This window comes from Mycobacterium sp. MAC_080597_8934, assembly GCF_000523975.1.
In the GTDB taxonomy this organism is placed as follows: Bacteria; Actinomycetota; Actinomycetes; order Mycobacteriales; family Mycobacteriaceae; genus Mycobacterium; species Mycobacterium avium.
Genome location: NZ_JAOS01000001.1, coordinates 221,275 through 234,460, shown reverse-complemented (window position 1 = coordinate 234,460; position 13,186 = coordinate 221,275). Strand labels below are relative to the sequence as shown.

Below are 13,186 nucleotides of genomic sequence, written 5' to 3'. Positions count from 1 at the left end.
ACACCAGTGACGGGACAAAGGTCGCATCACTAAAGTGGGGCCATGGCTCGCTGGGAACCCGACGCGCGCGCACGCCTGGTCGCCGCGGCGCTGGACCTGTTCAACGAGCGCGGCTACGACCAGACGACCGTCGCGGAGATCGCCGAGCGCGCCGGCCTGACGAAAAGCACGTTCTTTAGACACTTCCCGGACAAGCGGGACGTGCTGGCCGCCGGCCAGGACGCCATCGCCCAACTACTCCGCGAGGGCATCGCCGCGGCGCCCGCCGACGCGACACCGCTAGCCTTGGTGTGCTCCGGCCTGAAGTCGGCAGCGGCGGCGTTCACGCCGTTCAACAAGGAGCTCGCGCCGCGGCTCAGGGCCGCGATCGCCGCCAGCGCCGAGCTGCAGGAGCGCAACGCGCTCAAGCAGATCGGGCTGGCCCTGGCGGTGTCCGAGGCGCTGCAAGCACGCGGCGTGCCCGAACCGGCGGCGGCGTTGGCCGCCGAGCTGGGCGCGCTGGCGTTCAAAACCGCCTACGCCCGCTGGGCCGAACCGGACGAAAGCGGCGACCTGGGCGACATGGCATGCCAGGCGCTGCGCGAATTACACGCTGCCGCAGCCGATCTCGGTTAACGCGGCAGACCCAGCAGCCGCTCCGCGGCGACGGTGAGCAGAATCTGCTCGGTGCCGCCGGCGATGGTCAGACAGCGGGTGTTCAGGAAGTCGTACACCGCCCGGTTGTGCACCAGGCCGCCGCCCTCGGACACATCCATCGTGTATTCGGCCAGCGCCTGGCGGTAGCGCACCCCGATGAGTTTGCGCACGCTGGACTGCGCGCCGGGGTCCTGGCCACCGACGGCGAGCTGGGCGATCCGCTGGTCCAGCAGCGCACCGGTCTGCGCGGTGACGATCAACCGCCCCAGCCGATCCTGCTGAGCGCTGTCGAGGGGCAGCGTCGACAGCAGCTCGAGCAGCTCCTCCATCGGGTTGCCCAGCGCCGTGCCGCTGGCCATCGCGACCCGCTCGTTGGCCAGCGTCGTGCGGGCCAGCCGCCAGCCGTCGTTCACCTCGCCGACCACCATCTCGTCGGGGACGAACACGTTGTCCAGGAAGACCTCGTTGAACAGCGAGTCACCGGTGATCTCGCGCAGCGGGCGGATCTCGATGCCCGGGGCGCTCATGTCCACCAGGAAGTAGGTGATGCCCTTGTGTTTCGGCGCATCCGGATCGGTGCGGGCCAAACACACCCCCCAGCGCGCCTTGTGCGCCGCCGACGTCCACACCTTCTGCCCGGTCAGCAGCCAGCCACCGTCGGTGCGTACCGCCTTGGTGCGCAGCGAGGCCAGGTCGGAGCCGGCGCCGGGCTCGGAAAACAGCTGGCACCAAAGGAATTCGCCGCGCAAGGTGCCGGGCACGAAGCGCTCGATCTGCTCGGGTGTGCCGTGCTCGAGAATGGTCGGCGCCGCCCACCACCCGATCACCAGGTCGGGACGGGCCACCCCGGCGGCGGCCAGCTCCTGATCGATCAGCAGTTGCTCGGCCGGCGAGGCGCCGCGTCCGTACGGCGCCGGCCAGTGCGGGGCCTGCAGCCCGGCCTCGGCCAGCGCGGCCTGCCGCTGCTCGGCGGGCAGCGCGGCGATGCGGGCGACGGCCTCGGCGATCTGGGGCCGCTGGTCCTCGACCTCGGTCAGGTCGATACCCAGCCGGCGGCGCACGCCCGCCTGGGTGAGCGCGGTGATACGGCGCAGCCAGCGTTCCGCCCCGCCCAGGAAGCGGCCGATGGCGTGTGCACGGCGCAGGTACAGGTGGGCGTCGTGTTCCCAGGTGCAGCCGATGCCGCCGAGCACCTGGATGCAGTCCTTGACGTTGGCCTTCACCGCGGTGATGGCGGTGGCCGCGGCCAGGGCCGCCGCGAGGGAGAACTGGGCCGGGTCGTCCTCGGCGGCCGCGCGGGCGGCGTCGGCGGCGGCCACCTCGGCCTGCTCGGCGCGGCACAGCATTTCGGCGCAGAGGTGTTTTATGGCCTGGAAGCTGCCGATCGGCTTGCCGAACTGCTCGCGGACCTTGGCGTAGTCGACGGCGGTCTGCAGCGACCAGCGGGTGATCCCGGCGGCCTCGGCCGCCAGCACGGTCGCGGCCAGCTCCTCGACCCGCTCGGGGGTTTGCGCCAGCACGGTGGCCGGGGCCGAGTCCAGCACCACCCGCGCCAGCGGCCGGGAGAAGTCGGTCGCGGCCAGCGGCTCGATGTGCACGCCGTCGCTTGCGGTGTCGACCACCAGCCACCTGCCGTCGGCCGGCAGCAGCAGCACCCCGCCGTCGGCGGCACCCAGCACGAACGGCAGCGTGCCCGAGGCCGTCGACGCCGCCCCGTCGAAGGTGATGTCGCCCTGCAGCGCCAGCCCGGCGAACCGCTCGCCGGCGGCCAGCGCGGCCAGCAACTCGGCATCGGAGAGCACCAGGGTGGCCAGCGCGGTGGTGGCGACCGGACCCGGGATCAGCGCCTTGGCCGCCTCCTCGACCATGGCGCACAGGTCCTCGACGCTGCCGCCCGCCCCGCCGGCCTCTTCGGGAACCGCCACCCCGAAAATGCCCAGCTCGGCCAGCCGGGCGAACACCGGCCGCCAGGCGTCGGGGTTGCCCTGCTCGACGTCGCGGATGGCGGCGGTCCCGCCGGGCCCGGTGCTGGCGTTGCGGGCCCAGTCGCGCACCAGGGCGCGCGCGGCGAACTGCTCGTCGGTGACGGTCGCTACCACCGTGGGGACCTCCGCGTCCTTGACTCGACGTGACCAGGCGCCCGGCACCCGTGTCCTGATTGTCCGATCTCGCCGCGAGCGGGGACATCCGCGCCACGTGTTGGCGCGCAACTCGCTCACCGGAGACTAGAACGTGTTCTAATAGTGCCAGTGATCGACCGTCAAGTCGAACGCCATCGCAGCAGCACATGCGCTTGTCCCCGGCGGTACGGAGGTGGGAAATTCACACGCAGAATGCGTATCGTTTGCAGACGAACCGCCCGGAACAGGAGCACACCGCCACATGCCAGCTAGGGCCACTTCGAAGGCAGAGTCGAAGGCCGATTCCAGCCGCGTCTCCGACTCGCAGCCGCGCGAGGTCATGAACGTGGCGGTACTGGCGGAGTCCGAACTCGGCTCGGAGGCGCAGCGGGAACGCCGCAAACGCATCCTGGACGCCACCATGGCGATCGCCTCCAAGGGCGGCTACGAGGCGGTCCAGATGCGCGCGGTGGCCGATCGCGCCGACGTCGCGGTGGGCACGCTGTACCGGTATTTCCCGTCGAAGGTGCACCTGCTGGTGTCCGCGCTGGGCCGCGAGTTCAGCCGCATCGACGCCAAGACCGACCGCGCGGCGCTGACCGGGGGCACCCCGTTTCAGCGGCTGAACTTCATGGTGGGCAAGCTCAACCGGGCCATGCAGCGCAACCCGCTGCTGACCGAGGCGATGACGCGGGCCTACGTGTTCGCCGACGCGTCGGCGGCCAGCGAGGTCGACCAGGTGGAGAAGCTCATCGACTCGATGTTCGCCCGCGCGATGGCCGACGGCGAACCCACCGAGGACCAGTACCACATCGCCCGGGTGATCTCCGACGTGTGGCTGTCCAACCTGCTCGCCTGGCTGACCCGGCGCGCCTCGGCCACCGACGTCAGCAAGCGCCTCGATCTGGCGGTGCGGTTGCTGCTCGGCGAGCACGGCTAGGCCGGCGGACCGGCGGTACGGCCGCGAATCAGCTCGGTGTCGAGCAGCTCCACCACCGGCAGGCCCGACCGTGCCGGCTTGAGCAGCAGCTCACCGGCCCGGCGGCCCTTGTGCAGGCTGGACTGCGACACCGTGGTCAGGCCCCGGCTGATCGCGTCGGGCACGCCGTCGAATCCGGTCACCGTCAGCTGCCCGGGCACGTAAACACCATGGGCGCGTAGGTAATCCATGGCCGACAGGGCCAGGATGTCGGCGGTGCACATCAGCGCGGTGATCCGCGGGTTGGCCTCCAGCGCCACCTTGGCGGCCGCGCCGCCCGACTCGGGCAGGTGTTCGTAGCTCTCCACCACGGTCAGCGAATCCGGGTCGACGCCGGCGGCCGTCATCGCCTCCCACACCCCGGTGATGCGCTCGCGCTGCACGTCGAAGGCGGGCGAACGCAGCCGTTCGGCGTCCACCAGGCCCTGGCGGCGGTCCCGGCCCAGCCGCATGGTCAGCAGCCCGATCTCGCGATGCCCCAAGCCGAGCACGTAGTCGGCGAGCTCCCGCATCGCCGCGCGGTCGTCGATGCCCACCCGCGACACCCCGGTCAGTCCCTTGGGCTGGTCGACCACCACCACCGGCAGCCGCCGCTGCAACACGGCCTGCAGGTAGGGGTCGTCGTCGCACACCGAATACACCACGAAGCCGTCCACCCCGGCCGACAGCACCGCCGCGGTTCCCTCATCCAGGCTGCGGCTGGGCCCGACGGCGACCAGCAGCAGCCCCTGCCCCAGCGCCTCGCAGGACTGCGCCACCCCGGTGACGAAGTCGCGGGCGGCGGGGTCGCTGAAGAAGTAGGTCAGCGGTTCGGCCATCACCAGTCCGACCGCGCCGGCCTTGCGGGTCCGCAACGACCGCGCCACCGGGTCGGGGCCGGGGTAGCCCAGCCGCTTGGCCGTCGCGAGCACCCGCTCACGCAGGTCCGCGGACAGCTGATCGGGCCGGTTGAAGGCGTTCGACACCGTCGTGCGCGAGACCTTGAGTTCGTCGGCCAGCGACGCCAGAGTCGCCCGCCGGCGCGGGGTGGGACTCACGCTCGGTGACGCTACAGCGGATCGGTGCGCTCGCGTATGCGCTTCCCCGGCCGGCTTTGTAATGGAAACGATTTTCATTAGTATTGTGCATCGGCTGGCTGGCCGGCGGGAGGACATCGGACGTGGGCACGGCACTGACGCGGGACGCAACGCGGGTCGGCCGCACGACGCGGTGGCTGGCGGCCGTGCTGGCGGTGACCGGCTGGGCGGCGCTGACCGGGTGCACCGGTCCGGCGCATCCGCACGCGACCGCCGTCGTCGCGTCCACCGACGTGTGGGGCAGCGTGGCGCGGGCGGTGGCCGGCGGCCACGTGGCGGTCGCGTCCATCCTGAGCGGGTCCGACCAAGACCCGCACTCCTATGAGGCCAGCCCGTCGGATGCCGCCGCGATCGCCGACGCCGGCCTGGTCGTCTTCAACGGCGGCGGCTACGACGGCTGGGTCGACGACGTGCTGGCGCATCATCCCGGCGTCGCGCGGGTCGACGCCTACGCGTTGCTGCCCGACGACGGCCGCCCCCGAAACGAGCACGTGTTCTACCACCTGGGCGTCGCCAAGGCGGTGGCCGCCGCCGTCGCCGACCGGCTGGCGGCGATCGACCCGGGCAACGCCGCGGACTACCGGCGCAATGCGGCCGCGTTCGGCCGCGACGCCGACGCCATCGCCGGCATCGAGCACACCATCGCGGCCGCCCACCCCGGCGGCTCGGTCGTCGCCACCGAGCCGGTCGCCTTCTACCTGCTCGAGGCGTCGGGCCTGGTGAACCGGACGCCGCCGGCGCTGGAAGCGGCCGTCGAGAACGAGACCGACCCCGCGCCCGCCGACCTGGCGCGGGCCCTCGACCTGCTCGACCGGCACCAGGTGTCGGCGCTGGTGGTCAACCCGCAGACGTCGGCGTCCGCGGTCAACGGCCTGCGCGAGGCCGCCCGGCGCGCCGGCGTCCCGGTCGTCGAGGTCCGCGAGACGTTGCCCGACGGCGCGGATTACCTGAGCTGGCAACGCAATACGGTGGGCCAGCTGCAGACGGCGCTGCAACCCGTACGGTCGTTGCAGCCGTGAGCCTGCAGGCCGCCGCGGCCGTCGACCACGACGCCGACACCGTCTCGCTGCGCGGCGCCCGGCTGGCGTTCGGCGACCGGGTGCTGTGGGAGGACCTGGACCTGTCGGTGTCGCGGGGCGAGTTCGTCGCGGTGCTCGGCCCGAACGGCAGCGGCAAGACGTCGCTGCTGAAGGTGCTGCTGGGCCAGCTGCCGCTGAGCGCCGGGGTGGGGCTGGTGGACGGGAAGCCGATCACCTCGGGCAGCGGGCGCATCGGCTACGTGCCGCAACACCGCCCGATGGAGCGCGACGTGATGCTGCGCGGACGCGACCTGGTCCGGCTGGGCCTGGACGGCGGGCGCTGGGGCGCCGCGCCGCTGCGGCCCCGGGAGCGGGCGCGCCGCCGCGCCACGGTGGACCAGGCGCTGCGCCAGGTCAACGGCGAACACCTGGCGGACGTGCGGGTCGGGGTGATGTCGGGCGGCGAGCTGCAGCGGATGCGCGTCGCCCAGGCCCTGGTCAGCGACCCGCTGCTGCTGCTGTGCGACGAGCCGCTGCTGACCCTGGACCCGGCCAACGCCAAGCTGGTGTCGGCGCTGCTGGAGCGGCGCCGCCGGGACGCCGCGACCACGGTCATCGTCGTCACCCACGAGATCAACCCGATCCTGCCGTACGTGGACCGGGTGCTGTATCTGGTCGACGGCCGGTTCCGGATCGGCACCGTCGAGCAGGTGATGAACACCGAGACGCTCTCGGCGCTGTACCGGGCCGACATCCAGGTGGTGAAGGTCAAGGGCGGCTACGTGGTGGCCGGCGAGCACACCGACGGGCACGGCTGATGGAGCATCGCCTCGCCGACATGGCCGACCACCTGTTCTCCTTGGACATCACGGTGCACCTGCTGGGCCACGACTTCGTGCAGCAGGCGCTGGTCGCGGCGGCCCTGCTGGGTTTGGTGGCCGGGCTGATCGGGCCGTTCATCGTGATGCGGCAGATGTCGTTTGCGGTGCACGGCTCCAGCGAATTGTCGCTGACCGGGGCCGCATTCGCGCTGCTGGTCGGGATCGGCGTCGGGGTGGGCGCGCTGATCGGCAGCGCGCTGGCGGCCGCGCTGTTCGGGGTGCTGGGCCGGCGCGCCCGGGAACGCGACTCGGTGATCGGCGTGGTGCTGGCGTTCGGGTTGGGGCTGGCGGTGCTGTTCATCCACCTCTACCCGGGTCGCACCGCGACCAGTTTCGCGTTGCTGACCGGCCAGATCGTCGGGGTCGGCTACACCGGGCTGACCATGCTGGCGCTGGTGTGCCTGCTGGTGATCGCCGTGCTGGCGACGTGTTACCGCCCGCTGTTGTTCGCCACCGTCGACCCCGACGTCGCCGCCGCGCGCGGGGTGCCGGTGCACGCGCTGGGCATCGTGTTCGCGGCGCTGGTCGGTGTGGTGGCGGCCCAGGCGGTGCAGATCGTCGGCGCGCTGCTGGTGATGTCGCTGCTGATCACCCCGGCGGCCGCGGCGGCCCGGGTGGTCGCCTCGCCCGGGGCTGCGATGCTGGCCTCGGTGGCCTTCGCCGAGGTGTCGGCGCTGGGCGGGATCGTGCTGTCGCTGGCGCCGGGCGTGCCGGTGTCGGTGTTCGTCGCGACCATCTCGTTCCTGATCTATCTGGCCTGCTGGTTGATCGGGCGCCGCCGGGAGGCCGCCACCTAAGCTGGGCGGGTGGCCGGTATCGACCTCAACGCCGACCTGGGCGAGGGCTTCGGCGTCTGGCGCCTCGGTGACGACGACGCCATGCTCGGCATCGTCAGCAGCGCCAACGTGGCGTGCGGTTTCCACGCCGGCGACCCCGCCGGGCTGCTGCGGGTGTGCCGGTCGGCCGCCGAGCGCGGGGTGCGAGTCGGCGCGCAGGTCAGCTACCGCGACCTGGCCGGGTTCGGCCGGCGTTTCATCGACGTCGCCGCCGAGGAGCTGCTCGCCGACGTGGTGTACCAGATCGGCGCGCTGCAGGCGATCGCGCACGCGGCGGGTTCGTCCGTGTGCTACGTCAAACCGCATGGCGCGCTGTACAACACGATCGTGACGCACACCGCGCAGGCCGCCGCCGTGGCCGAGGCGGTCCGGCTGGTGGACCCCGGCCTGCCGGTGCTGGGCATGGCCGGCTCGGTGTTTTTCGACGAGGCCGCCCGCCGCGGTCTGCGGGTGGTCGCCGAGGCGTTCGCCGATCGGGCCTACCGGCAGGACGGCCGGCTGGTCTCCCGCCGGGAACCGGGCGCGGTGCTGGCAGACCCGGCGGCCATCGCGGAGCGGGTGCTGGCCATGGTCGACACCGGGGCGGTCACCGCCGTCGACGGCACCCGGCTCGAGCTGAGCGTGGAATCGGTTTGCGTGCATGGCGATTCGCCGGGGGCGGTGCAGATCGCCACCGCGGTGCGCGATCGCCTGCGGGCGGCCGGCGTGGAGATCCGGGCGTTCTGCTGATGCGGCTCAGGCTCGGTCGCCCCGACATCACCCGCTACGCCGACAGGTTCGACGTGCCCGCGGCCGGCCCCGGTGGGCTGTCGGTGACCTGGCTGGGGGTGGCGAGCCTGCTGATCGACGACGGCTCGTCGGCGCTGCTGACCGACGGCTACTTCTCCCGGCCCGGCCTGGCCCGGGTGGTCGCCGGCAAGGTGTCGCCGTCGCCGCCGCGCGTCGACGGCTGCCTGGCCCGGGCCAAGGTGTCCCGGCTGGCGGCCGTCATCCCGGTGCACACCCACTTCGACCACGCGCTGGACTCCGCGCTGGTGGCCGACCGCACCGGCGCGCTGCTGGTCGGCGGAGAGTCCGCGGCCAACGTCGGACGCGGCTACGGGCTGCCCGAGGACCGCATCGTCGTCGCAGCCGACGGCGAGCCAATCCGGTTGGGCGCCTTCGACGTAACGCTGGTCAAGTCCCACCACTGCCCGCCCGACCGGTTCCCCGGCGTGATCGAGGAGCCGCTGATCCCGCCGGCGCGGGCGTCGGCGTACCGCTGCGGCGAGTCCTGGTCGACACTGGTGCGGCACCGGCCGACGGGGCGCCGGCTGCTGATCTGCGGCAGCGCCGGATTCGTGGCCGGCGCGCTGGCCGGGCAGCGCGCCGAGGCGGCCTATCTGTCCGTCGGGCAGCTGGGGCTGCGGCCGCGGTCGTACCTGGACGAGTATTGGGACCAGACCGTGCGCACGGTCGGGGCGCGCCGGGTGATCCTGATCCATTGGGACGACTTCTTCCGTCCGCTGTCAAAACCGTTGCGGGCGTTGCCTTATGCGGGCGATGACCTGGACGCGTCCATCCGCGTCCTGGACGAGCTCGCCGAGCGCGACGGTGTCGCGCTGCACCTGCCGAGCGTGTGGCGACGCGAAGACCCTTGGGCGTAAAGCGTTTTCGATGGCATTGACCGTTGCGCTGGTGCTGCTTGCGGTGGTGCTCGGGTTCGCCGTCGCGCGCCCGCGGGGTTGGCCGGAGGCGGTGGCGGCGGTGCCGGCGGCGCTGCTGCTGGTGGGTGTCGGCGCGATCCCGGTCGCCGCGGCCGAACAGCAGATCGCCGACCTGTCCGGGGTGGTCGCCTTCCTGGGCGCGGTGCTGGTGCTGGCCAAGCTGTGCGACGACGAGGGCCTGTTCGAGGCGGCGGGTGCGGCGATCGCGAGGGGCCGCGTCGGGTCGGCCGGCATGCTGCGGCGGGTGTTCGTCATCGCCTCGGCCATCACCGCGGTGCTGAGCCTGGACGCAGCCGTGGTGTTGCTGACCCCGGTGGTGCTGGCCGCGGTGCGCCGGCAGCGCACCGCGGTGCGGCCGTACGCCTATGCCACCGCCCACCTGGCCAACGGCGCCTCGCTGTTGCTGCCGGTGTCCAACCTGACCAACCTGCTGGCCTTCCACACGGCCCAGCTGTCGTTCACCAGGTTCACGCTGTTGATGGCGGCGCCGTGGCTGGCCGCGGTGGCCACCCTCTACGCCGTCTTCCGCGGGTTCTTCGCCAAGGACCTGCGGGTGCAGCCCGACCCGGCGGCGCTCGGCGCGCCGCCGCGCCCGCCGGTGTTCGTGTTGGTGGTGGTCGCACTGACGCTCGCCGGGTTCGCGGTCGCCCAGTCGGTGGGGATCGCCCCGGCGTGGGTGGCGCTGTGCGGCGCGTCGGTGCTGGCGGTGCGCAGTCTGGCCCGCGGGCACACCACGGTGACGGAGATCGCGCGCTCGGTCCACGTGTCGTTCCTGGTTTTCGTGCTGGCGCTGGGTGTGGTGGTGCAGGCCGTCATGCGCAACGGGATGGACCGGGCGATGTCGGCGCTGCTGCCGTCGGGCTCGGGCCTGCCCGCCCTGCTCGCGATCGCCGCGACGGCCGCGGTGCTGGCCAACGTCGTCAACAACCTGCCGGCGACGCTGGTGCTGCTGCCGCTGGTCGCGCCGGCCGGGCCGGTGGCGGTGCTGGCGGTGTTGATCGGAGTGAACATCGGCCCCAACCTGACCTATGTCGGTTCGCTGTCGAACCTGTTGTGGCGCAGGGTGTTACGTCAACACGGCGTGGACGCCGGGGTGGGCGAATACACCCGCCTCGGCGTGTGCACGGTGCCGGTCTCGCTGCTGGTGGCCGTGCTGGCGCTGTGGGCGTCGGCGCGGCTGCTGGGCGGCTAGCTTTCGCGGCCGGCCGGCCTGGAGCGGATGATGGTGGCCAGTTCGTCGCGCGACTGGGCGCCCACCCGTTGGCAGGCCCGGTAGATATGGCCCTCCACGGTGCGCACCGACATCACCAACCGCTCGGCGATCTGGCGGTTGGACAGGCCGGCGACGGCGAGTTCGATGACGTCGCGCTGCCGGCCCGATAGCTTGAGCCCCGCCGGGGTCCGCAACGCCGGCGTGCACAGGCCGCCGCATTCCTCGGCCAGCTCACCGGCCAGGGCCGCCGCATACCGCCCGCGCTGGTGCTGCTGCCCCTCGACGAACGCGGCGGAGGCCTGCGCGGCCGCGTCGGCGGCGGCCGCCGCGTCGCCGATCGCCCGGTAGGCCGCCGCGACCGTCAGCAGGGCCTCGCCGTTGCCGGCCCGCAGCGCCTCGGCGTGGCAGGCGATGGCGTCGGCCAGCGGCAGCGACAGCGCGTCGGCCAGCGCGCGGGCGCGCACCGCCCCCGCGGCGTCCCCCCATTGCGCCGCGGCTTGGATGCAGGCCAGTTCGTGGGTGGGCTGGCCGCGGTCGCGGGCGAGCCGCGCCGCCGCCTGCGCGGTGGCCACGGCCTCGCGCAGCTGGCCGCCGGCGGCCAGCGCCCAGCCGGTGGCCAGCGCCAGACCGGTGTGCATGAACAGGAAGTCCGGCGGCACGCAGGATCTCGCCCCGGCGATCGCCTCGTTGGCTTGCGCCGGGTGCCCGAGCCTGCCGTGCGCCTCGGCCAAGGCGAAATAGCTGGCCGGCCGCAAACCGCTGGTGACTTCGTGTATCTGCGCACCGGCGAGCGCTTCCTGCACCAGCCGGGCCGCCTCGGCCGCGGCCCCGCGGGCCAGCTCGGCGTTGCCCAGCAACAGGGCCAGGTTCGCGTACGCCAAACCGGGGACGTCACGGCCCGAGTCGGCCAATCGTCTTGCGGTGCTGACGAATTCGTCGATGCGTCCGGTCAGCCGGCACGCCCGCCCGTACACGGCGCCGAACCAGAACCGCATGTGTGACGCCTCGAACGACGTCGTCGCGCGGCGCAGCGCCTGCTCGGCCACCGCGGTCAGGTCATCGACCTGTCCCAGCGCCCCCATCGCCATGATCAGCGCCAGCGACGCCATCATCGCGTGGAAATCCGGCAGCGACTCGGAATCCAGTGCGGCCCTTGCCCGTTCAGCGGCGAGCTGGCAGCGCGCGGCCACCGCGTCCAGGCACGCCTGCACCGCGCAACGGGCCGCGGCCTGCGCCGGGGTCTCGGGCCGCGCGGCGAGGCCGTCGAGGACCAGCGCGGCATCGGCCGGCCGGCCCAGCATCCACACCAGGTTGGCCGCGCGCACCGTCGCCCAATAGTGCCGATCGGACGCGTCGCCGTCGGCGCCGTCGGTGATGGCCCGCAACGCCTCCTCGGCCTGCTCGCCCCGGCCCAGCAGCACCAGGTTCATCGCCCGCACCCCGGCGGCGCCAGGCGCCCCGGCCCGCGCGGCGGCGTTGGCCAGCCGGTCGGCCAGCTCCAGGTCCAACAGCGTCATCGCGTGCCGCGCCGACTCCAGGTACAGCTCGGGTTGCGGGTCCAGGTCGGACTCCAGGGTCAGCAACGCCCGGCGCACCGTGGCCTGCATGTCGGCGTCTTGGTCCTGCGCCAGCCGGGTCGCCAGCCGGCCCCGGATCGTCGACAGGTACATCTCGCCGGCGCCGGCCCGGCGGAGCTCACCGAACAGCGGGTGCGCGAGCCGGGCCATCAAGGCGCGCGGGGTGCGTTCGACGGTCACCAGTCCCATCGCCTCGGCCGCAACCAGGTCTTCTCGAGATGCCAAGTCGCACAACAGGTCTACCGGCAGCGGCTCGCACTGCGACAATGTGTCCACCACCAGCGCCAGCGGTGGGGTGAGCCGGCCCAGCTGGCGTCCCACCGTGTCGGACAGGCTGGCCGAGACGGCGACGTCGCCGTCCCACATCCACACCCCGGCCACGCGGCGCATCCGCCCGGCGGCCATCTGGTCGCTCAGCAGCTGCCGCAAAAACAGCGTGTTGCCCCCGGTGAGCCGCCGGAACCGCGCCGCGCACCGCGCGTCGACCGGGCCGCCCAGCGTGCTCTCGATCACCTCGCGGGTCGCCGCGGCCGAAAGTGGTTCCAGATCAAGGCGAGTCAGCAGGTCGTCCTTCCACAGCGCCGTCACGGCGTCGGGCTGGTGGCTGCCGGTGCGCACCGTCACCACCAGCCGGACTCCGCCGGACTGCGCCAGCTGGTGCACCACCAGGGCCGACAACCCGTCCAGCAGGTGCGCGTCGTCGACGCCCACCACCACCCGGCCCCGGCGTTGCCGGGCCACGAACGTCTCGATCACCCGCCGCACGCTGGTGAGCGGCTCCGACATCGCGTCGCCGAGCAGGCCGATGAACGCCCCGAGCGGCAGGGCCTGGGCGGACTGGGTGCCGACGATCCATTTGATCTGCTCGCCCGACGCCCCGGCGCGCCGCAGCGCCGCACGGGCCAGCCAGGTCTTGCCCACGCCGGCGGCCCCGGCGATCACCACCCCGCGGCAGTGGTCAGCCCCGTTCAGGGCGCGGCGAATGGCGGCCAATTCGCTGTCGCGCCCAATCAGCAGCTCGCCGCCGATCACGCGGCGAGCATAGCCGCGCGGGGGCGCCGCGCGGGCGGGATTGCCCGCCTTCGGTCGCGCGGCCGCGGGACCGGCGGCGGCGCGGCCACCCGAGGTGGAGTACCCGACTAC

Annotated in this window: 11 protein-coding genes; 8 read left to right on the top strand and 3 right to left on the bottom strand. The window is 73.0% G+C overall.

The annotated features are described in order from the left end of the window. Positions 1-42: 42 nt before the first annotated feature. Entirely contained in the window at positions 43-615 is a 573-nt protein-coding gene (locus tag NF20_RS01155) for a TetR/AcrR family transcriptional regulator (RefSeq protein WP_011723658.1), read from the top strand. On the opposite strand, the gene NF20_RS01150 is transcribed toward NF20_RS01155, so the two are convergent. Further along, complete coding sequence (locus NF20_RS01150) at positions 612-2,735, bottom strand: acyl-CoA dehydrogenase (RefSeq protein ID WP_011723657.1); 2,124 nt, start codon at positions 2,733-2,735, stop codon at positions 612-614. The genes NF20_RS01155 and NF20_RS01150 overlap by 4 nt on opposite strands. 367 nt (positions 2,736-3,102) lie before the next feature. Between NF20_RS01150 and kstR the strand changes: the two genes are divergently transcribed. Beyond that, positions 3,103-3,696: a cholesterol catabolism transcriptional regulator KstR gene (gene kstR / locus NF20_RS01145; protein WP_009974770.1), complete on the top strand. Its 594-nt coding sequence runs from the start codon at positions 3,103-3,105 to the stop codon at positions 3,694-3,696. Here the strand turns inward: kstR and NF20_RS01140 are convergent. Next, on the bottom strand, positions 3,693-4,772 hold the full coding sequence (locus NF20_RS01140) for a LacI family DNA-binding transcriptional regulator (protein WP_011723656.1): 1,080 nt from the start codon (positions 4,770-4,772) through the stop codon (positions 3,693-3,695). The two genes, kstR and NF20_RS01140, sit on opposite strands and share 4 nt — an antisense overlap. 122 nt (positions 4,773-4,894) lie before the next feature. Here NF20_RS01140 and NF20_RS01135 point away from each other — a divergent pair, with 122 nt between their 5' ends. The 6 genes from NF20_RS01135 to NF20_RS01110 are packed head-to-tail and all read left to right on the top strand — an operon-like array spanning position 4,895 to position 10,445. Beyond that, entirely contained in the window at positions 4,895-5,830 is a 936-nt protein-coding gene (locus NF20_RS01135; protein WP_003875646.1) for a metal ABC transporter solute-binding protein, Zn/Mn family, read from the top strand. Further along, positions 5,827-6,648, top strand: coding sequence for a metal ABC transporter ATP-binding protein (locus tag NF20_RS01130; RefSeq protein WP_033713063.1), 822 nt, complete (start codon positions 5,827-5,829; stop codon positions 6,646-6,648). Before NF20_RS01135 ends, NF20_RS01130 begins: the two co-directional genes overlap by 4 nt. Next, on the top strand, positions 6,648-7,508 hold the full coding sequence (locus NF20_RS01125; protein ID WP_003875644.1) for a metal ABC transporter permease: 861 nt from the start codon (positions 6,648-6,650) through the stop codon (positions 7,506-7,508). Before NF20_RS01130 ends, NF20_RS01125 begins: the two co-directional genes overlap by 1 nt. Positions 7,509-7,517: 9 nt before the next feature. Beyond that, a complete protein-coding gene (locus tag NF20_RS01120) occupies positions 7,518-8,276 on the top strand; it encodes a LamB/YcsF family protein (protein WP_033713062.1) in 759 nt (252 codons plus the stop codon). Further along, positions 8,276-9,193, top strand: coding sequence for an MBL fold metallo-hydrolase (locus tag NF20_RS01115; RefSeq protein WP_023864187.1), 918 nt, complete (start codon positions 8,276-8,278; stop codon positions 9,191-9,193). Before NF20_RS01120 ends, NF20_RS01115 begins: the two co-directional genes overlap by 1 nt. Before the next feature lie 10 nt (positions 9,194-9,203). Beyond that, complete coding sequence (locus NF20_RS01110; protein WP_011723650.1) at positions 9,204-10,445, top strand: SLC13 family permease; 1,242 nt, start codon at positions 9,204-9,206, stop codon at positions 10,443-10,445. On the opposite strand, the gene NF20_RS01105 is transcribed toward NF20_RS01110, so the two are convergent. Continuing rightward, on the bottom strand, positions 10,442-13,075 hold the full coding sequence (locus NF20_RS01105; protein WP_033713058.1) for a helix-turn-helix transcriptional regulator: 2,634 nt from the start codon (positions 13,073-13,075) through the stop codon (positions 10,442-10,444). The genes NF20_RS01110 and NF20_RS01105 overlap by 4 nt on opposite strands. Positions 13,076-13,186 lie beyond the last annotated feature (111 nt).

What these genes read in the sequence shown, in the direction of transcription:
- NF20_RS01155 (WP_011723658.1), top strand. Translation starts at nt 43, where the DNA reads ATGGCTCGCTGGGAACCCGACGCGCGCGCACGCCTGGTCGCCGCGGCG.
- NF20_RS01115 (WP_023864187.1), top strand. Translation starts at nt 8,276, where the DNA reads ATGCGGCTCAGGCTCGGTCGCCCCGACATCACCCGCTACGCCGACAGG.
- NF20_RS01110 (WP_011723650.1), top strand. Translation starts at nt 9,204, where the DNA reads ATGGCATTGACCGTTGCGCTGGTGCTGCTTGCGGTGGTGCTCGGGTTC.
- NF20_RS01125 (WP_003875644.1), top strand. Translation starts at nt 6,648, where the DNA reads ATGGAGCATCGCCTCGCCGACATGGCCGACCACCTGTTCTCCTTGGAC.